This window comes from Microbacterium sp. NPDC058062 (assembly GCF_042885375.1).
GTDB classification, from domain to species: Bacteria; Actinomycetota; Actinomycetes; order Actinomycetales; family Microbacteriaceae; genus Microbacterium; species Microbacterium trichothecenolyticum_C.
In genome coordinates this window covers 499,498-518,927 of sequence record NZ_JBHVSC010000004.1, presented here as the reverse complement: position 1 = coordinate 518,927, position 19,430 = coordinate 499,498, and the positions used below count along the sequence as shown (strand labels likewise).

The 19,430-nt window shown below is 70.3% G+C and carries 10 protein-coding genes; 9 read left to right on the top strand and 1 reads right to left on the bottom strand.

Annotated features, from left to right (window positions below):
• Positions 1–10: 10 nt before the first annotated feature.
• The 4 genes from ACFVSU_RS15650 to ACFVSU_RS15635 all read left to right on the top strand — a co-directional run bounded on the left by ACFVSU_RS15650 (position 11) and on the right by ACFVSU_RS15635 (position 8,860).
• Positions 11–358, top strand: coding sequence for a hypothetical protein (locus ACFVSU_RS15650; RefSeq protein WP_387144740.1), 348 nt, complete (start codon positions 11–13; stop codon positions 356–358).
• 301 nt (positions 359–659) lie between these two features.
• A complete protein-coding gene (locus ACFVSU_RS15645) occupies positions 660–4,160 on the top strand; it encodes a DNA-directed RNA polymerase subunit beta (protein WP_387144737.1) in 3,501 nt (1,166 codons plus the stop codon).
• Between the two features lie 41 nt (positions 4,161–4,201).
• Positions 4,202–8,074 carry a DNA-directed RNA polymerase subunit beta' gene (gene rpoC / locus ACFVSU_RS15640; RefSeq protein ID WP_310288308.1) on the top strand — a complete coding sequence of 1,291 codons (3,873 nt, stop codon included), beginning with the start codon at positions 4,202–4,204 and terminating at the stop codon, positions 8,072–8,074.
• A gap of 171 nt (positions 8,075–8,245) precedes the next feature.
• Entirely contained in the window at positions 8,246–8,860 is a 615-nt protein-coding gene (locus tag ACFVSU_RS15635; RefSeq protein WP_387144732.1) for a hypothetical protein, read from the top strand.
• A 1-nt stretch (position 8,861) separates the two neighbouring features.
• Here ACFVSU_RS15635 and ACFVSU_RS15630 read toward each other — a convergent pair whose 3' ends face one another.
• Positions 8,862–9,455, bottom strand: a complete 594-nt coding sequence (locus ACFVSU_RS15630) for a hypothetical protein (protein WP_387144729.1) — start codon at positions 9,453–9,455, stop codon at positions 8,862–8,864.
• Positions 9,456–9,568: 113 nt separating this feature from the next.
• Here ACFVSU_RS15630 and ACFVSU_RS15625 point away from each other — a divergent pair, with 113 nt between their 5' ends.
• The 5 genes from ACFVSU_RS15625 to ACFVSU_RS15605 all read left to right on the top strand — a co-directional run bounded on the left by ACFVSU_RS15625 (position 9,569) and on the right by ACFVSU_RS15605 (position 19,376).
• Positions 9,569–10,540, top strand: a complete 972-nt coding sequence (locus ACFVSU_RS15625) for an ABC transporter (protein WP_387144726.1) — start codon at positions 9,569–9,571, stop codon at positions 10,538–10,540.
• A gap of 41 nt (positions 10,541–10,581) precedes the next feature.
• Entirely contained in the window at positions 10,582–11,160 is a 579-nt protein-coding gene (locus ACFVSU_RS15620; RefSeq protein WP_387144723.1) for a hypothetical protein, read from the top strand.
• Positions 11,161–11,423: 263 nt separating this feature from the next.
• Complete coding sequence (locus ACFVSU_RS15615; protein ID WP_310288320.1) at positions 11,424–12,092, top strand: spermidine/putrescine ABC transporter substrate-binding protein; 669 nt, start codon at positions 11,424–11,426, stop codon at positions 12,090–12,092.
• A gap of 175 nt (positions 12,093–12,267) precedes the next feature.
• Positions 12,268–13,407 (top strand): serine/threonine-protein kinase, encoded by a 1,140-nt coding sequence (locus tag ACFVSU_RS15610; protein WP_387144720.1) that lies wholly within the window; start codon positions 12,268–12,270, stop codon positions 13,405–13,407.
• Positions 13,407–19,376, top strand: coding sequence for an Ig-like domain-containing protein (locus tag ACFVSU_RS15605; protein WP_387144717.1), 5,970 nt, complete (start codon positions 13,407–13,409; stop codon positions 19,374–19,376). Before ACFVSU_RS15610 ends, ACFVSU_RS15605 begins: the two co-directional genes overlap by 1 nt.
• The last annotated feature ends 54 nt before the right edge of the window (positions 19,377–19,430 follow it).

Sequence of the window (19,430 nt, the reverse complement as noted above, 5' to 3'; positions counted from 1 at the left end):
GGGGAATGCGATGAAGAAGGCTTTGGCGTGCGCGGTCGTGGCGATCGGGCTGGTGCTCGGCAGCGGCGGAGCCGCGATGGCGGGCGAGGTCAATGGGAACGGCGGGGCGGCGAACGGCGCCGCGAACTCGGCATCCGAGTGCGCGTTCTCGGGTCAGGACACGCTCGACGCCATCGAGAACCCGCCGGGCGGCCCCGGCTACGACCCGGCGTTCAACGACGACGGCTTCGCGATGCGGGGCAACCAGAAGAACGGTTACCACGGCGTGCAGAACTACGGCATGTTCAAGAAGGCAAAGATCGACATCCCGATCAACCCGGGCGACGCGTGCCGCGGAAATCTGGGGAAGAAGCACTGACCTGACCTCGGCGCCACACCGCACCCGCGTGTTCCGGCCCTGTGCCGGGCGCGTGGGTGCGGTCGTCTTGCGGCTTATACCGCAGCATCCAGAACTTTTCAAGAATCCGACTGGACACGGCGCGTCGTGCGACGTATAGTGGGTCTTTGCGCTCTTGGATTCCCCCTGCCCTCATATGGTGGTCGGCTGTGCCTGCGCCCCCTCACGTTCACGTGAGGAGTGCCGCGCGGGTTTCGGGGATGAGGAGCACTCCACCTGACGACAAGGAAACGAGCCCTACGGGCCCACGGAGGTAATCCCCTTGGCTGCTGCGCGCAACGCATCCAACCCCACCACCACCCCCAAGAACGGACGCGGAGCATCCCGCCTCTCGTTCGCCAAGATCTCCGACACGCTGACGGTCCCCGACCTTCTCGCGCTGCAGACCGAGTCGTTCGACTGGCTCGTCGGCAACGAGGCCTGGAAGGCGCGCGTCGCGGACGCGAAGGCCGCCGGTCGCACCGACGTGCCCGAGGTCAGCGGCCTCGAGGAGATCTTCGAGGAGATCTCGCCGATCGAGGACCTGAGCGAGACCATGCAGCTCTCGTTCACGAACCCGTACCTCGAGCCAGAGAAGTACTCCATCGAGGAGTGCAAGGAGCGCGGCAAGACGTACGCGGCCCCGCTCTACGTCGAGGCCGAGTTCATGAACCACCAGACCGGTGAGATCAAGACCCAGACGGTCTTCATGGGCGACTTCCCGCTCCAGACCGACAAGGGCACGTTCATCATCAACGGCACCGAGCGCGTCGTCGTGTCGCAGCTCGTCCGTTCGCCCGGTGTCTACTTCGACAAGACCCCCGACAAGACGTCCGACAAGGACATCGTGTCGGCGCGCGTCATCCCGTCGCGCGGCGCCTGGCTCGAGTTCGAGATCGACAAGCGCGACCAGGTCGGCGTCCGCATCGACCGCAAGCGCAAGCAGTCGGTCACCGTCTTCCTGAAGGCCCTCGGCCTCACCAGCGAGGACATCCTCGCCGAGTTCGCCGGCTTCGACTCGATCGAAGAGACCCTGTCGAAGGACACGATCCTCACCAAGGAGGACGCGCTCCGCGACATCTACCGCAAGCTCCGTCCGGGCGAGCAGGTCGCCGCCGAGGCCGCCCGCGCGCTCCTGGACAACTTCTACTTCAACCCGAAGCGCTACGACCTCGCCAAGGTCGGCCGGTACAAGATCAACCACAAGCTCGGTCTCGACAAGCCGCTCACCGACTCGGTGCTGACGGTCGACGACATCGTCGCGACGATCAAGTACCTCGTCCGCCTGCACCGCGGCGACGTGACGTTCGACGGCGTGCGCGGCGGCAAGCCGGCCGAGATCCGTCTCGACGTCGACGACATCGACAACTTCGGCAACCGTCGCATCCGCGCGGTCGGCGAGCTCATCCAGAACCAGGTCCGCACCGGTCTGTCGCGCATGGAGCGCGTCGTCCGCGAGCGCATGACCACGCAGGACATCGAGGCGATCACGCCGCAGACCCTGATCAACGTCCGCCCCGTCGTGGCCGCGATCAAGGAGTTCTTCGGAACGTCGCAGCTGTCGCAGTTCATGGACCAGAACAACCCGCTCGCGGGTCTGACCCACAAGCGCCGCCTCTCGGCCCTCGGCCCCGGCGGTCTGTCGCGTGAGCGCGCAGGCGTCGAGGTCCGCGACGTCCACCCGTCGCACTACGGCCGCATGTGCCCCATCGAGACGCCGGAAGGCCCGAACATCGGTCTGATCGGCTCGCTCGCCTCGTTCGCGCGCATCAACGCGTTCGGCTTCATCGAGACGCCGTACCGTCGTGTCGTCGAGGGCAAGGTCACCGACGAGATCGACTACCTGACCGCCTCCGAGGAGAGCGACTACATCGTCGCCCAGGCCGGTGTCGAGCTGAAGGCCGACGGCAGCTTCGCGCAGGACCGCGTCCTCGCCCGTCGCGGCAACGGCGGCGAGGTCGACCTCTTCCACTCGGAGGAGATCGGCTACATGGACGTCTCGCCGCGCCAGATGGTGTCGGTGGCGACCTCGCTCATCCCGTTCCTCGAGCACGACGACGCGAACCGCGCCCTCATGGGTGCGAACATGCAGCGCCAGGCCGTTCCGCTTCTCCGCTCGGAGTCGCCGGTGGTCGGCACGGGCATGGAGGGCTTCGCCGCGATCGACGCCGGTGACGTCGTCACCGCCGACAAGGCCGGTGTCGTCGTCGAGGTCTCGGCCGACGTCGTGACCGTGCAGCTCGACGAGGGCGGCACCCAGGACTACTTCCTGCGCAAGTTCGACCGCTCGAACCAGGGCACGTCGTACAACCAGCGCGTGGTCGTCTCGGCCGGTGAGCGCGTCGAGGCCGGCGAGGTCATCGCCGACGGTCCCGCGACCGAGAACGGCGAGCTCGCCCTCGGCAAGAACCTGCTCGTCGCGTTCATGACGTGGGAGGGTCACAACTTCGAGGACGCGATCATCCTCAGCCAGGACCTGGTGAAGGACGACACCCTCTCCTCGATCCACATCGAGGAGTACGAGGTCGACGCCCGCGACACGAAGCTCGGCAAGGAGGAGATCACGCGTGACCTCCCCAACGTCAGCCCCGACCTCCTGAAGGACCTCGACGAGCGCGGCATCATCCGCATCGGCGCCGAGGTGCGTCCCGGCGACATCCTCGTCGGCAAGGTCACGCCGAAGGGCGAGACCGAGCTGTCGGCCGAGGAGCGCCTGCTCCGCGCGATCTTCAACGAGAAGAGCCGTGAGGTCCGCGACACGTCGCTGAAGGTGCCCCACGGTGAGCAGGGCACGATCATCGCGGTCAAGGAGTTCAACGCCGAGGACGGCGACGACGAGCTCGGCTCGGGCGTCAACCGCCGCGTCGTGGTCTACATCGCCCAGAAGCGCAAGATCACCGAGGGTGACAAGCTCGCCGGCCGTCACGGCAACAAGGGCGTCATCGCGAAGATCCTCCCCGTCGAAGACATGCCGTTCCTCGCGGACGGCACGCCGGTCCAGGTCATCCTGAACCCGCTCGGCATCCCCGGTCGAATGAACTTCGGCCAGGTCCTGGAGCTCCACCTCGGCTGGATCGCCAAGCAGGGCTGGAAGGTGGAGGGCACCCCCGAGTGGGCCGCCCAGCTGCCCGAGCAGGCCTTCGAGGCTCCGGCCGGCACCAAGGTCGCCACGCCGGTGTTCGACGGCGCGTTCGAGGCCGAGATCGCGGGTCTGCTCGACTCGACGAACCCGACCCGCGACGGCGAGCGCCTGATCGACTCGTCGGGCAAGACGCAGCTGTTCGACGGTCGCTCCGGCGAGCCGTTCCCGGCTCCGATCTCGGTCGGCTACATGTACATCCTGAAGCTGCACCACCTCGTGGACGACAAGATCCACGCGCGCTCGACGGGTCCGTACTCGATGATCACCCAGCAGCCGCTCGGTGGTAAGGCGCAGTTCGGTGGCCAGCGCTTCGGTGAGATGGAGGTGTGGGCCCTCGAGGCCTACGGCGCCGCGTACGCGCTCCAGGAGCTCCTCACGATCAAGTCCGACGACATCCTCGGCCGCGTCAAGGTCTACGAGGCGATCGTCAAGGGCGAGAACATCCAGGAGCCCGGCATCCCCGAGTCGTTCAAGGTGCTCATGAAGGAGATGCAGTCGCTTTGCCTGAACGTCGAGGTCCTCTCGGCCGACGGCACCGCGGTCAACCTCCGCGACACCGACGATGACGCCTTCCGCGCCGCTGAAGAGCTCGGCATCAACATCTCCAGCCGCTTCGAGTCCTCGTCGATCGACGAGATCTAAGCGCGCCAGGTAACGAACGAATTTCCGACACAGGAGAACCAGTGCTCGAATCAACCACTTTCGATCAGCTTCGCATCGGCCTGGCCACCGCTGACGACATCCGTCGTTGGTCCTACGGCGAGGTCAAGAAGCCCGAGACCATCAACTACCGCACCCTGAAGCCCGAGAAGGACGGTCTGTTCGGCGAGCAGATCTTCGGACCCTCGCGCGACTGGGAGTGCGCGTGCGGCAAGTACAAGCGCGTCCGCTTCAAGGGCATCGTCTGCGAGCGCTGCGGCGTCGAGGTCACCAAGTCCTCGGTCCGCCGTGAGCGCATGGGCCACATCGAGCTCGCCGCGCCCGTCACGCACATCTGGTACTTCAAGGGCGTGCCCTCGCGCCTCGGCTACCTGCTCGACATGGCGCCGAAGGACCTCGAGAAGGTCATCTACTTCGCCGCCTACATGGTGATCTCGGTCGATCAGGACGCTCGCCACCGCGACCTGTCGACGCAGGAGAACAACATCCGCCTCGAGCTGAAGACGCTCGCCGACCGCCGCGACGCGCGTGTCGCAGCCCGCCTCCAGAAGCTGGAGGAGGAGCTCGCCGCGCTCGAGGAGGAGGGTGCCAAGGCCGACCAGAAGAAGAAGGTCAAGGACGCCGCCGAGAAGGAGATGGCGTCGATCCGCAAGGGCACCGACGACCAGATCACGCGTCTCGAGAAGGTGTGGGAGGACTTCCGCACGCTCGAGGTCGGCCAGCTCAAGGGCGAGGACGAGATCTTCCACGAGCTCCAGGACCGCTTCGGTCAGTACTTCGAGGCCCACATGGGCGCGGAGTCGATCAAGCGTCGCCTCGAGGCGTTCGACCTGGCGGCCGAGGCCGACAGCCTGCACCTGCAGATCTCCGAGGGCAAGGGCCAGCGCAAGATCCGTGCGATCAAGCGCCTGAAGGTCGTCAACTCGTTCCTGCAGACCGGCATGTCGCCGGCCTCGATGGTGCTCGACGTCGTCCCGGTGATCCCGCCGGAGCTGCGCCCGATGGTGCAGCTGGACGGTGGCCGCTTCGCGACCTCCGACCTGAACGACCTGTACCGCCGCGTGATCAACCGCAACAACCGCCTCCGTCGCCTGATCGACCTCGGTGCCCCCGAGATCATCGTCAACAACGAGAAGCGCATGCTGCAGGAGGCCGTCGACGCGCTGTTCGACAACGGCCGCCGCGGTCGCCCCGTCACCGGTACCGGCAACCGCGCCCTGAAGTCCCTGAGCGACATGCTCAAGGGAAAGCAGGGTCGCTTCCGCCAGAACCTGCTCGGCAAGCGCGTGGACTACTCGGGCCGTTCGGTCATCATCGTGGGTCCGCAGCTCAAGCTGCACCAGTGCGGTCTGCCCAAGCAGATGGCGCTCGAGCTGTTCAAGCCGTTCGTGATCAAGCGCCTGATCGACCTCGGTCACTCGCAGAACATCAAGGCGGCCAAGCGCGCCGTCGAGCGCACGCGTCCCGAGGTCTGGGACGTGCTCGAGGAGATCATCCGCGAGCGTCCCGTGCTGCTCAACCGTGCGCCCACGCTGCACCGTCTCGGCATCCAGGCCTTCGAGCCGCAGCTCGTCGAGGGCAAGGCCATCCAGTTGCACCCGCTCGTCTGCGCCGCCTTCAACGCGGACTTCGACGGTGACCAGATGGCCGTCCACCTGCCGCTGTCGGTCGAGGCTCAGGCCGAGGCCCGCATCCTCATGCTGGCGTCGAACAACATCCTGAAGCCGTCGGACGGCCGCCCGGTGACCCTGCCCTCGCAGGACATGATCATCGGTCTGCACCACCTGACCACGGTCATCGAGGGTGCTGCCGGCGAGGGCCGCGTGTTCGGCTCGGTCGGCGAGGCGATCCTGGCCAAGGACGAGGGCACCCTCGACCTGCAGGCCAAGGTCCGCATCCGCATCCCGGGTCTCGCGTTCCTCGAGGGCGAAGCCCCCGAGGGCTACGAGCGCCACGGCCTCGTGGACGCGTCGCTCGGCCAGGCGATCTTCAACGACACGCTCCCCAAGGGCTACCCGTTCGTCCGCGAGCAGGCCGACAAGGGCAAGCTGTCGCAGATCGTGAACAAGCTCGCCGAGGAGTACCCGAAGGTGGAGGTCGCAGCATCCCTCGACCGCATCAAGGACGCCGGCTTCTACTGGGCCACCCGTTCGGGTGTCACCGTGGCGCTCAGCGACATCCTCACGCCCCCGAACAAGGGCGAGATCGTCGCGGGCTACGAGAAGCAGGCCGCGAAGGTCCAGGCGCAGTTCGAGAAGGGTCTCACCACCGACGCCGAGCGTCGTCAGGAGCTCATCAAGATCTGGACCGAGGCGACCGACGAGGTCCAGAAGGCGATGCGCGACCACTTCCCGGCCGACAACACCATCAACCGCATGGTCTCGTCGGGCGCCCGTGGTAACTGGCTGCAGATCCGCAACATCGCGGGTATGCGAGGCCTGGTGAACAACCCGAAGGGTGAGATCATCCCGCGCCCGATCATCTCCTCGTACCGCGAGGGTCTGTCGGTGGCGGAGTACTTCATCGCGACGCACGGTGCCCGTAAGGGTCTGGCCGACACGGCCCTCCGTACCGCCGACTCGGGCTACCTGACCCGTCGTCTCGTGGACGTCTCGCAGGATGTCATCATCCGCGAGGAGGACTGCAGCACGACCAAGGGCCTCGAGTTCACCATCGCCGCTCCCGGTGCCGACGGAACGCTGGTGCGCGACGCGAACGTCGAGAACTCGGTGTTCGCCCGTACGCTCGCGGCCGACGCGGTCGACCCGAAGGGCGAGGTCGTCGCCTCGGCCGGTGAGGACGTCGGCGACGTGCTCATCGACAAGCTGGTCGCGGCGGGTGTCGAGTCCATCAAGGTGCGCTCGGTGCTCACGTGCGACTCGGCCGTCGGCGTCTGCGCGAAGTGCTACGGCCGTTCGCTCGCGACCGGCAAGATCGTCGACATCGGCGAGGCCGTCGGCATCATCGCGGCCCAGTCGATCGGTGAGCCCGGTACGCAGCTGACGATGCGTACCTTCCACACCGGTGGTTCGGCGTCGGCAGACGACATCACGCAGGGTCTTCCCCGCGTGCAGGAGCTGTTCGAGGCCCGCACCCCGAAGGGTGCGTCGCCGATCGCCGAGGCCGACGGCCGCATCACGATCGACGAGACCGACAAGGCCAAGAAGGTCATCCTCACGCCCGACAACGGCGACGAGCCGCACGTCTACCCGGTCCTGAAGCGCGCGACGCTCCTGGTCGAGGACGGTCAGCACGTCACCGTCGGTCAGCCGATCCTGGTCGGCACGCTCGACCCCAAGGAGGTCATGCGTGTCATGGGTGCCCGCGAGGTGCAGAAGTACCTCGTGAACGGCGTCCAGGGCGTGTACCGCTCGCAGGGTGTGCCGATCCACGACAAGCACATCGAGGTCATCGTCCGTCAGATGCTGCGGAAGGTCACCGTGGTCGACCACGGCGACACCACGCTGCTCCCGGGTGAGCTGGTCGACTTCAAGAAGTACCAGACCATCAACCGCGAGGCGGTCGGCGAGGGCAAGCGCCCCGCATCGGGTCGTCCCGAGCTGATGGGTATCACGAAGGCGTCGCTCGCGACCGAGTCGTGGCTGTCGGCCGCGTCGTTCCAGGAGACCACCCGCGTCCTGACGCAGGCGGCCATGGAGGGCAAGAGCGACCCGCTCATGGGCCTCAAGGAGAACGTCATCATCGGAAAGCTCATCCCCGCCGGAACTGGACTCGCGAAGTACCGCGATGTCACGGTCGAGGCGACGGAGGAGGCCAAGAGCGAGCGGTACCCCAACCGCATCTTCGCCTCGGACGGCGCGTACACCGACGCTGACCTGAGTTACGTCGACTTCGACAGCTTCTCCACGGACGGTTTCACCACCGACTACAACTGAGTCCCGGGTCTGAAAGACCCTGACGCTCGAACGAGAGGCCCCGGCATCGCCGGGGCCTCTCGCCGTTTTCGGGGACGGATGCCTCGCCCCCGGCATCCTCGGAGGCCCCGCGCGCGCCGCGGCGCAGCATCCGTCTCTCCGGCTTACCGTGGAGACGGAGGTGGGGGCCCCATGGCGAGGATCGGTGGACGCAACTCGTGGATCGCCGTGCCCGCGGGGATGCTGTGCGCCGCGGTCGTCGCCTCGCTCGTGTGGCTGGCGCTGCCGATGATCCCGGTGGCCGTCGCGTGGGTCGGCGACACGCTGCGCAGTGCCACCGCGCCCCGGCCCGAGGCGACGCCGGTGCAGACGCCCGCCCGGACCGCGGCGGACGGCGGCGCGATCGACTGCCGCACGCTGTACTCCGACGACCTTTGGAACGAGCTGACATGGCGTGAGGGATCGCTGCTCAACCAGTCGATGGCGGCTCCCGCGACGGCGGCGACGGCGTTCGCCGATGCCGCCGCGCCCGAGGTGCTGGTGACGTGCACGTGGCGGTTCGACTCGGGCGGGATCGTCACCACGCTGTCCAAGGTGGACGCGGACGCCGCGACGATCGCCGAGGCCGCGCTGGCGGGCGACGGGTTCTCATGCCGGACGGCGGACGCCGCCACCGTCTGCGACCGCACGCGCGGCGCGGTGCTCGAGGAGCACACCCTCCGCGACGGACTGTGGCTCGTGAGCGTCGAGACGACGTGGCACCCCGAGGACTACGGCCCGCGGCTCGACCACACGGTCTGGGGCTGACTCAGCCGAAGATGCTCGCGACGACGGCGGCCGTGTAGCCGGTCGGCGCCAGGTTCGAGTACTGCGTGTCGATGAGGATGTCGTCGCGCCAGAACAGCGTGCGCCCGTCGGTGACGGGGTACGTCTCGTTCGGCCAGGTCTTCTCGCAGCGCTTGCCGCCATCGGGGGTGTAGCAGGTGTAGCCCTCGTCGGTGACGAGCTTGTTGAGCATGTCGAGCGCCGGACCCCGCGACATGTAGGAGATCTTGGTGACCAGACCCGTCGTGTCGGCGGCGGGATCTCCCCACACGCACACCAGGCTGCCGTCGGGCTGCGGTCCCGATGCGCCGAAGGCGGGGTCGTTGAGCGGCACGCCCTCGAGCTGCGCGAGAACGTCGGCGGTCAGGATCGCGCGGCAGTCGTCGGGGATCTCCGCCTTCGCGGTGGGCGACGGCGTCGGGGTGGGCGTCGCCGATCCGGATGTCGACGTGGACGGCGTGGGCGTGAAGGTGAGCCCGCCCCCCGAGGGCGCGTCGGGTGCGCACGCCGTCAGCGCGGCGAGTGCGAGGAGGGTCGATGCCGCGGCCGCGGCGAGCCGGAACGCCCGTGGTGCCATGGGCTCAGGGTAGTGGGCGGGCGCGGATTCCCCCGGCACGCCTCCGTCGTGTGCGCGGGACCGCGGGCTACTCTGCCTCTGCGGGGATGAGCCCTGCGTGAGGAGTGCCTGCGATGAGTGACCCCAAGTCGTCCTACGGCGAACCCGTCGACGAGCCCAACGGCGTCGACGACGTCGTCGGCCGTGCGAACGAAGGTCTCGCCGACGCCGAGGCCGCCCGCCGTGACACCGGCGCCACCGAGACTCCCGCCGCAGAGACCCCCGCCGACGAGACCGAGGCATCCCGCACCGCCGACGCGGAGGCGTCCGCCGACGCCTCCTCGACCACCGCCGAGGCGCCGGCCGCCGCCGAGCCCGACCCGTGGGACTCGCCGGAGGCGGCTTCGCTGGACTACACCTCGTCCGCGACGCCGGCTCCCGCCGCCGACGACTCGCCCACGGTCGTGGTCCCGCCGGTCGTGACCCCGAGCGAGCCGGTCGTCGCCGAGCCCGCGGTCGTCGCCGCGGCCGCCGCCCCGCAGCCGATCTTCGTTCAGGCGCCCGAGGCTCCGCGTCCGCGGGGCAACCGCGCCGCCGCCGGAGCCATCGGCCTGCTCGCCGCCGTCGCGTTCGCCGTGCTCTACCTCGCGGTGTGGCTCGGTGTCGACGCGATCAAGGGCGACGTCACCGGCGCGAACGTCGGCACGACCGCCCTCGAGGCACTCGCGACCTGGTCGCTCTGGGTGCCCGTCGTGGTGTTCTTCATCGGCTTCTGGCTGCTCGGCGCGATCATCAACCGCGGCCGCTGGGGCCACTGGGTGGTCTTCGGCATCCTCGTGGGCGTCGCCGCCTACGGCGGGCACATCCTGGGCGCACTGTTCCAGGCCCCGTTCTGGAACCTCACCGCCAGCGAGGGCGCCAAGCTCGTCGAGGGCGAGCTGCTGGCGCCGCTCGCGATCGCCGCGTTCATCATCGGCCGCGAGCTCACGATCTGGTTCGGCGCCTGGGCGGCCGCGCGTGCGAAGCGCGTCACCGAGCTCAACATCGAGGCGCAGCGCGAGTACGAGCGCACGCTGGAGGCGGGCCCGCAGCTCGTCCAGCAGTAAGCCCCCGTTCGCAGCCGTGCCCGCCGACGTAGGCTGGCGGCATGGCCGCTGACGGTTCGGACGGGCCGTCGCAGGGACCCGTGCGACCGCCCGTCGCCCTGGCCTTCGCGACGATGGGCTTCATCGCGCTCCTCATCTTCGGGCTCGGCATGACCAGTCTGGCGACGGGGGAGGACGTCATCGCGAGCCCCGGGCTCGGACAGGCTCCCGGGATCACCGGCGTCGTGTGCGCGACACTCGCGTTCGCCGGCGGCCTGTGGGCCGCGATCGCACGCGCCTCGAGCCGGACGGATGCTGCGGCCCCGGCGCGCGGCGCTGCACCGGCTGCCGCGGGCTCCGGGTCGAGCGCCGGCGCCGGGGCGAGGCATCCGTCGTACTGGGGTGCCGCGTGGACGACCGCCGCGACCTTTCTCGCGTACCTCGGGGGAGTGTGGTTCGGCGCCGTGTTCACGGGCGCCGATCTCGGCGTCGCGACCGCGGTGGTCGGACGCCTCGCGACCACGTGGTTCGGGCTCGTCGTCGCGGCGGCGGCGTTCGTCTCGTCGTGGGCGGGCATCGCGATCGTGCGCACCCGCGCCCGCCGCCCGAGATGGCCGTGGGAGGACGAGTTCGACGAGTGATCCGGCGGCCGACGGCGCCGCGAACACCCTTCATCGCAGCATCCGTCCCGCGAAGTCCGGACTTCGCGGGACTCTGTGCTCCCCCTCACGCCATGTCCGGACTTCGCAGGTGCGCGGCGTCCGGCCGGGCAACGGCGCGGTCCGGACTTCGCAGGATTCCGCGCTGCGCGCGCCGTGCGGTCCGGACTTCGCAGGACGGGAAACAGGGCAGGCGGCCGCGGAAATCCGCGCGAGGGCGGAGGCCGGGCACTAGCGTGGAACGCGTGGAGCGGTCGCTCGAGACCCAGGTCAGCCAGGCGGTGGACGCCTGGCTCGCGTGGGTGCCCCGCTGGGAGCCCGCGACGCACCACGGCCGGACCGCCCCCTGCCGTCGTTGCTTCGGGTCGCCCGTGCTCTCGGCTGCGGGCCTCGGCGCCGACGTGCCGCACGGCGTGCAGCACGGCCTGTCGACCCGCATCAAGACGATCGTCGACCGCTCGGTCGCCGAGTACACCGCGCTGAACCTGCCGATGCTGCAGGCCGAGCTCGATCAGCAGGCCGCCCGCAACCGCGCCCGCACCTACCGCCCCGGCGAAGGGCTCGATCCCGAGTTCGAGGGTCTTCCCATGGACCCCGATCCGGTGCCCGGGGCCCCCTTCCTGTTCACGATCGCGGGACTCGCCGAGGAGGCCGACGCGCACGTGCCCGCGCTGCCCCCGCTGAGCGAGGAAGCGAAGGCGGCACTGCGCCAGGAGGTCGGGCTCGCCGACGACTACGCGAACATGGTCGGCCGCGAGGTGTGCACGATCCTGCTGCACCATCGCCTGCGCATCCAGGCCGCGGTAACCGAGTACGTCGAGCCCCAGATCGAGGCGATGCTCGCCGATCTCACGAAGTCGCTCGACGCACCGTTCGACCCCCACGACCCCGGCGACACTCCGCGGCTAGACTGACGCCGGCCCCGTCACTGCGGCACGCTCCGGCGCCGGACCGCCGCACGCGCTCCATTCTCCACATCCCTGCTCGTCACGCGGGTTCTCGGGAGGTGGGTTTTGTTAGCATGACCGGGTTTGTTGTTGCCCTGGCGACATGGGTGTGACGGTAGCGGACTGCGGGGGAGGTGTGCTGGTGGCTGCACGGCTTCCTTCGGCGCCTCCGATCCTTCCGGGGCTCGCCTACATCCGCCCGCTCGGCTCCGGCGGCTTCGCCGACGTCTTCCTCTACGAGCAGGACATGCCCCGCCGCAACGTCGCGGTGAAGGTCATGCCGAGCGACGTGCGCGACCCGGAGCTGCGGCGCATGTTCAACGCCGAGGCCGACGTGCTCGCGCACCTGTCGGCCCATCCCTCGATCGTGACGGTCTACCAGGCGAGCATCTCGGCCGACGGCCGCCCGTACATCGTGATGGAGTACTGCCCCGGCTCGCTCGCGCAGCGGTACCGCGTCGAGCGCGTCCCCGTCGAGGAGGTGCTCGCGACCGGCGTGCGCATGGCCAGCGCGCTCGAGTCCGCGCACCGCGCCGGCCTCATCCACCGGGACGTCAAGCCGAGCAACATCCTCATCACCACCTTCGGCACGCCTGTGCTCGCCGACTTCGGCATCTCGGCATCGCTGCAGCGCAAGAGCGGCGGCGAGGTGCTCGCGATGTCGATCCCGTGGAGTGCTCCGGAGGTCGTCGCCGAGCAGACGAGCGGCACGGTGACGAGCGAGGTGTGGAGCCTGGGCGCCACGGTCTACTCGCTCCTCGCAGGCCACAGCCCCTTCGAGCGCCGTGAGCGCGGGCAGAACACGAAGGAGCTGCTGCGCAAGCGCATCGCGCGCGCCACCTACGTCGAGATCCCGCGGGCCGACGTCCCGGCGTCGCTGCAGGCCGTCCTCGCGACCGCGATGAGCCGCGATCCCGGTCGCCGGTACGACTCGGCGCGGGCCTTCGGCGAGGCGCTGCGAGAGGTGCAGTCAGGGCTCGGCCTCTCGCCGACACCGCTCGAGATCCCCGACGCGGAGTGGTCCCCGGCATCCGCCCCCGTCGATTTCGGGGATTCGGCGCTGCGAGGACCCGCGCGCTCGCACGTGGAGCGCGACCTCACCCGCAAGACGCGCGCCGGCACCGGTGTCGCGCAGCTCGCCCGCGACGAGGACACCGAGATCTCGGCGCCCGCCCGTCGGCGCGGGCGCGCGGTGCTGCCCTGGGCGATCGGCATCGGAGCGGGGGTCATCGCCGGCGCCGGCGCGGTCGTCGTGGCGCTGATGGCCGCGGGGGTGCTCTGATGCGACGCGGCACCATCGCCGGCATCGTCGCCGCCGGCGCGGTGGTGGCCACCGTCATCGGCATCAGCATCGTGTGGCCGGGGCTCGACGCGCAGGAGACACCCGACGTCGACACCGCGGTCTGGGCGCTGCAGACCGGCGACGGCCGCCGCTACGCCCGCGTGAACACCTCGGTCGGCGAGCTCGACACCGTGCGCAGCATCAGCAACCCCGACCAGGTGGTGCAGACGGGGGATGCCGCGTACCTCTTCAGCGACAGCTACTCGACGCTCACGCGCATCGACGCCGCGATGCCCACCGACCTCGACGAGGAGGCGCTGCAGTCCTCGCAGAAGACCCCGTCCGGCACCACCGAGGTCGTCACCTCCGGAGACTGGGTCGCCTATCTCACCGACTCGGGCGCCGTCTTCGCTGGACGTCTTTCGAGCGGCACGTCGTCGCAGCTCGACCCGTTCGGCGCGGACGACGAGGACGCCCCGCAGTACACCGCCGAAGCGATCGCCGTCGACGAGCGCGGCATGCTGTTCGCGTACTCGGGCGCCGACGGCTCGGTGCTGCGCTACGACATCGGCGAGAGCCAGGTGCGCGCGCGCGACGCGTTCGACCCCGACGGCCTCGACACGCCGGCCATCACGGCGGCGGGCGACACGTGGGCGCTGGTCGACACCGAGGACGGCGACGTGTGGCTTCGCGGGCAGGATGCCGCGGCCCAGGCGCCCACGACGGGTGCGGTGGTCGTCGGCGCACCGGACGCGCAGGGCACCGCGGTCTATCTCGCCGACGAGACCGGGCTGGTGCGGGTGCCGGCCGACGGGTCGGTCATGGAGACCCCGGTCGGAGACGGCGCAGGAACGGTGCTCGGGACCCCCGCGCAGCCGGTCGCGCACGGCGGCGAGACCTACGCCGCGTGGCTCGGCCAGGGCGACGCGGGCGGTCTGCTGTGGCGCTCGAGCGGCGCCACCGCGCCGCTCGACTACGGTGACGAGACGATGGGCGACCAGCAGCGCCCCGTGTTCGTCTCGAGCGACTCCGCGGTCATCCTCAACGACACCCGCTCGGGGTGGGCCTGGTCGGTGCCCGACGGCGCGCTGATCCCGTCGAGCCAGGACTGGAGCCTCGACGACCGCACCGACCCCGACGCCGTTCCCAGCGAAGAGCAGCTGCAGGTCGTGCTCGATCCCAAGCCGCCGATCGCCGAGCCCGACGCGTTCGGCGTGCGTGCGGGCGCCCTCGCATCGCTGCCGGTGCTCATGAACGACCACGATCCGAACGAGGACGTCCTCACGATCGACCCGGCGTCGATCGCCGGGCTCGATCCCGCGTTCGGGACCGTGTCGGTGACCGACGACGACCAGCGCCTCGCCCTCCGGGTGCAGCCCGGCGCGACGGGATCGGCGACCTTCTCGTACGCGGTCACCGACGGCACCACCGAGAACGGCCTGATGTCCGACCCGACCACGGTCACGGTGACGGTGGCGGACGCCGCCACCGACTCGGCGCCGGAATGGTGCGGCGTCGAGCGATGCCTCGTCGAATGGCCCGAACCCGAGGTCGCCCGGGGCGGCACGGTGACCGTGCCGGTGCTGCCGGGCTGGGTCGACCCGGAGGGCGACCCCCTGCTGCTCCTGTCGGTCGAGAACAAGAGCGGCGTCGGCAGCGTCGCGGCGACGCCCGGCGGCGACGTCGTCTACCAGCACGACGACGCCGGCGACGGCGGAGAGCAGCTCGTGGAGCTCGAGGTGACGGTCGCCGACACCCAGGGCGGGACGACCGTGAAGCCTCTCATGATCAAGGTCTCGCCGCAGCCTCAGCTCGCGGCGCAGTCGTTCGCCGTCACCGACACCGTCGCATCCGGGATCACCGTCGACGTCGCCGACCACGTCACGGGCACCGCGGGCACGCTGTCTCTGGAATCGGTGCGGGTGCTCGACGATGCCGCGGCCACCGCGACGGCTGTCAGCGGCTCGACCTCGTTCGACTTCGCGGCGAAGAGTCCGGGCACGTTCCGCGTCGACTTCACGGTGACCGACGGCGTGAGCGAGGCGAGTGCCACGGCCCGCATCACCCTGCTGCCCGCCGACGCGCCGGCCCAGCTGGCCACGTCGCCGGTGGTCGCGTTCGTGCACCCCCAGCAGGACGCGACCCTCGAGATCTTCGACGCCGTCTCGAACCCGACGCGCCGCGTGCTGTTGCTGAGCGACGTCGTCGCGCGGGCGGATGACGGCGCCACGCTGTCGGTCGACGGCGTCGGGCAGAATCACCTCCGCGTGTCGGGGACCACGGCCGACGGCGCCGCCGGACGACTCGGCACCGTCTCGTACGTGGTGAGCGACGGCACCGAGGACGCGGGCGCGAGCGTCGAGGGAGAGGCGACGGTCTACCTGCTGCCACCCGCGCCGGAGCTCGCGCCGATCGCCGTCGACGATGCCGTGATGGTGCGCGCCGGCGCGCAGATCGACATCCCGGTGCTCGACAACGACATCTCGCCTGCCGGCGGCAGGCCGACCCTGAACCCGGCCTCGGTGACCTCGTCGTCGGAGGGCGCGCTCGCCTTCGCGTCGGGCGACCTGCTCCGCTACCTCGCTCCCGACGAACCCGGGCAGTACGCGATCGAGTACTCCGTGTTCACGACGGGGGCTCCGGCGCTCGCGGACACGGCGACGGTGCGGGTGACGGTGATCGACGCGGAGGCCAACCGCGCCCCCACCGCCGACACGCTCGAGGGCCGCGTCCTCAGCGGCCAGTCGACCCTCATCGAGTTCGACGACTTCGGCACCGACCCCGACGGCGACGTCGTGACCCTCGACCGCATCGTCGAGCAGCCCGCCCGGGGCGCGGCCACCATCACCGCCGACGGCGGATCCCTCATGTACACGAGCGTGCCCGGCGACAGCGGCCAGGTGTCGTTCCGCTACCGCGTCGTGGACGCGTTCGGCGCGACAGCCGACGGGACGGTGCGCATCGGCGTGCTCGACAGTCAGGCCAACCCGAGCCCGGTCACGTTCACCGACTACGTGCAGGTGCAGGCCGGTGAGGGCAACACGATCCGCGTCAGTCCGCTCTCCAACGACGTCGACCCGACGTTGGGCGAGCTGCGGGTCACCGACATCCGTCCCGACGTGCCGGCGACGCTCGTGGACGGCAGCGCCAACCCCGAGTTCGCACGGCTGAACGAACGGATCGTGGGCGCGGACGACACCACGGTGCGGATCGCGGCGGGAGACGAGCCCGCGACGATGTCGTTCCTCTACGATGTCGAGTCCTCCTCCGGCAACACGGGACGCGGTCTCATCGTGGTGCGCGTGGTGCGAGAGAACGTCCCCGACTTCCCGGTCGTCGCCGACACCAACCTCACCGTCGAGACTCGTGAGGACTTCCCCCGGGGAGTCGACGTGCTGGGCGGCAAGGTCACCTGGTCGGGCGGCGACGTCGACGACCTCGAGCTGTCGCTGTGGGGCGATCCCGACGGCGTCTCGGTGCGGGGCTCGCAGCTGCGGGGCGAGCTCACCGACACCACCCGGCTGATCCCGTTCGCGGTCACCGGTGAGGGCACCGCCGGCGAGGTGACGTCCTATGGCTTCCTCCGCGTGCCGGGCGAGAACGACCTGGCGCTGACGCTGCGCGCGAACGCCGCCTCGCCCGAGGTCACCGAGCTCGAGTCCACGACCTTCGACATGGCGGACCTCGTCGCCCGCCCCCGGGGCGCGGTGGTCGAGCTCGGCGAGGACGTACGGGCGTCGGGCGCCCGTCCCGAGGCGTCCTGCACCGTCGAGTCGGGCACCGTCGTGCGCTACGACGCGGGTTCGGGCGCACCGTGGGTCGACGCCTGCCAGGTGCCCGTGCGCCTGACCGGCCAGGAGGACTGGACCTACCTGTCGGTGCCGATCGTGGTGCACCCGCGCGACCCGCAGCCGGAGCTGCGTCCCGGATCCATCACGGTGGGTCCCGGCGAGACCGCGTCCTTCGACCTCCGGAACATGACCACGTGGCAGCTGCGCCCGGACTGGGACGAGATCGTCTACGCGACCGAGCACGCGGGCACCGCGTTCGAGGTGACGCAGGAGGGCTCCATCGTGACCGTGACCGGCGCGGACCGCGCTGTCCCCGGCTCCGAGGAGGCCGTGCTCGTCTCCGTCACGAGCCACACCTCGGTGACGCCCGCGCGGCTCATCCTCCGCGTCGGCGCCGCGCCGTCGACGCTTCCGCAGGGCGGCTCGGTCGTGCAGCAGTGCTCGCAGGCCGCGGGGTCGTCGTGCACGATCCCCGTGATCGGCGCCGGCGGCGAGGTCAATCCGCTGCCCCGCACTCCGCTCGACGTCGTCGACGTGCGCCCGACGGGCGCGTGCGCCGGAGTGGGCTTCCAGGTGGCGTCGGCGACGTCGATCACGGCGACGTGGACGACGGATGCCCCGGGCGCGACGTGCACCGCCACGTTCTCGGTGCGCGACGCGCAGGGTCGCGTGACGAACGCCGAACGCGACGGCCGCGTGCTGCTCGACCTGCTCGGATTCCCCAAGACGCCCGCCAGTATTACCCAGACGGCATATGCCGACGGAACGGTGACGCTGAGGGTCGATCCCGGGGAGGCTCGACTGGCGTACCCGGCGCTCACCGGCTTCGTCATCCGCTCCGGCGGGCAGGAAGTCGCGCGGTGCACCGCGGACGGCGTGTGCCCCGCGATCGCCGCGCCGAACGGCGAGCAGCGCACCTACGACGCCTGGGCCGTCAACGCCGTGGGCGAGTCGAAGGCGGGCGTGCGCACCGTCGCGTGGGCGTACGACGCGCCGCTCGCGCCCACGAGCGTGACCGCCGCCCCGGTCCCCACCGGTGACGGTGCGGGCGGCATCGTGTCTCTGGTCATCGACGGGATCGAGGCCGGCGAGACCGGCAGCCTTGAGATCGCGAGTCCCGCCGGCGAGACGGTGCGGGTGCCGGTGAACCGCAACCAGACCCGCGTCGAGGTGCCCTGGTTCCGCGTGGGGAGCAACACCGGCACGCTCGTGACGATCACCCCCTACTCGCGCTTCGACCTGCCGCCCGGGCTCGGCGGCAGCGCGTCGGGCGGGACCGCGACGGTGCAGACCAACGGCATCGGCAGCCCGCTGTCGCCGCAGCTGACGCTCAGCTCGGTGTCCAACGGCGACGGCACCGCGACGGTGACCGCGCGCGCCTCCGCACAGCGCAACGGCGACGGCTCGGAGCTGCGCTACGGGATCGTGCAGGACGGTCAGCGGTGCACCGTGACCGAGGACGGCGCGACGGCCACCTTCCCGGGCCTCACCGACGGCGAGGAGTACACGTTCCGCGCGTGCGTCGAGTCGTGGGACGACGGCACGTCGTTCGGCCGCGCGGAGGTCACCCACAGCGTGCGCGCCTTCCAGTCCGGCAAGGCGCCGCAGGGGTGGACGTTCGTCGTCGACGGCACGCCGAACGTCCAGTCGCAGCGCGCCGACTGGGTGATCCGCCAGAACCCGACCTCGACCGAGCGGCTCCCCAACCGCAATCACGCCGAGTTCCAGGGCTGGGGCGGGAGCACCTCGGTCTTCGGTCAGGACCCCGCCATCCAGGTGCGCTACGTGCACGACTTCTGGGGCACCGCCACCCCGTGGTCGACCGTGACGCCGCGCGCCGGCAGCGCCCCGTACCAGGTGCAGGCGAACTGGACGGTCACCTCCTGCGTCGGCGGCAGCCCGCTCGCCTATCGCGGCCAGTCGTCGAACGCCCCGAACGGCTCGTCGGCGGTGTTCGCCTTCGGCAACGCCGGACTGCGGTACTACGACAAGCAGGACCGGCTCCTCACCCACGCCGCCGGCACGTGGGACGTGCCGCAGGGCGCGGTCCGCGTCGAGGGCATCTCGGTGTCCGTGAACTGGGACGCCCAGGGCTGGGGTCTGGCCCCCGTGAGCACCGAGTTCTCGGCGATCTGCCAGCCGGGCAACGGCAACCCGGAACCGCCGCCCACACCCTGAGCGGCAGCATCCGCTCTCCCCACGATCTTCCCCACACGACGAAGGACGACACCA

Excerpts from the sequence above, each read along its gene's own strand:
- ACFVSU_RS15630 (WP_387144729.1), bottom strand. The coding sequence starts at position 9,455 with ATGGCACCACGGGCGTTCCGGCTCGCCGCGGCCGCGGCATCGACCCTC.
- ACFVSU_RS15605 (WP_387144717.1), top strand. The coding sequence starts at position 13,407 with ATGCGACGCGGCACCATCGCCGGCATCGTCGCCGCCGGCGCGGTGGTG.
- ACFVSU_RS15635 (WP_387144732.1), top strand. The coding sequence starts at position 8,246 with ATGGCGAGGATCGGTGGACGCAACTCGTGGATCGCCGTGCCCGCGGGG.
- ACFVSU_RS15620 (WP_387144723.1), top strand. The coding sequence starts at position 10,582 with ATGGCCGCTGACGGTTCGGACGGGCCGTCGCAGGGACCCGTGCGACCG.
- ACFVSU_RS15650 (WP_387144740.1), top strand. The coding sequence starts at position 11 with ATGAAGAAGGCTTTGGCGTGCGCGGTCGTGGCGATCGGGCTGGTGCTC.
- ACFVSU_RS15625 (WP_387144726.1), top strand. The coding sequence starts at position 9,569 with ATGAGTGACCCCAAGTCGTCCTACGGCGAACCCGTCGACGAGCCCAAC.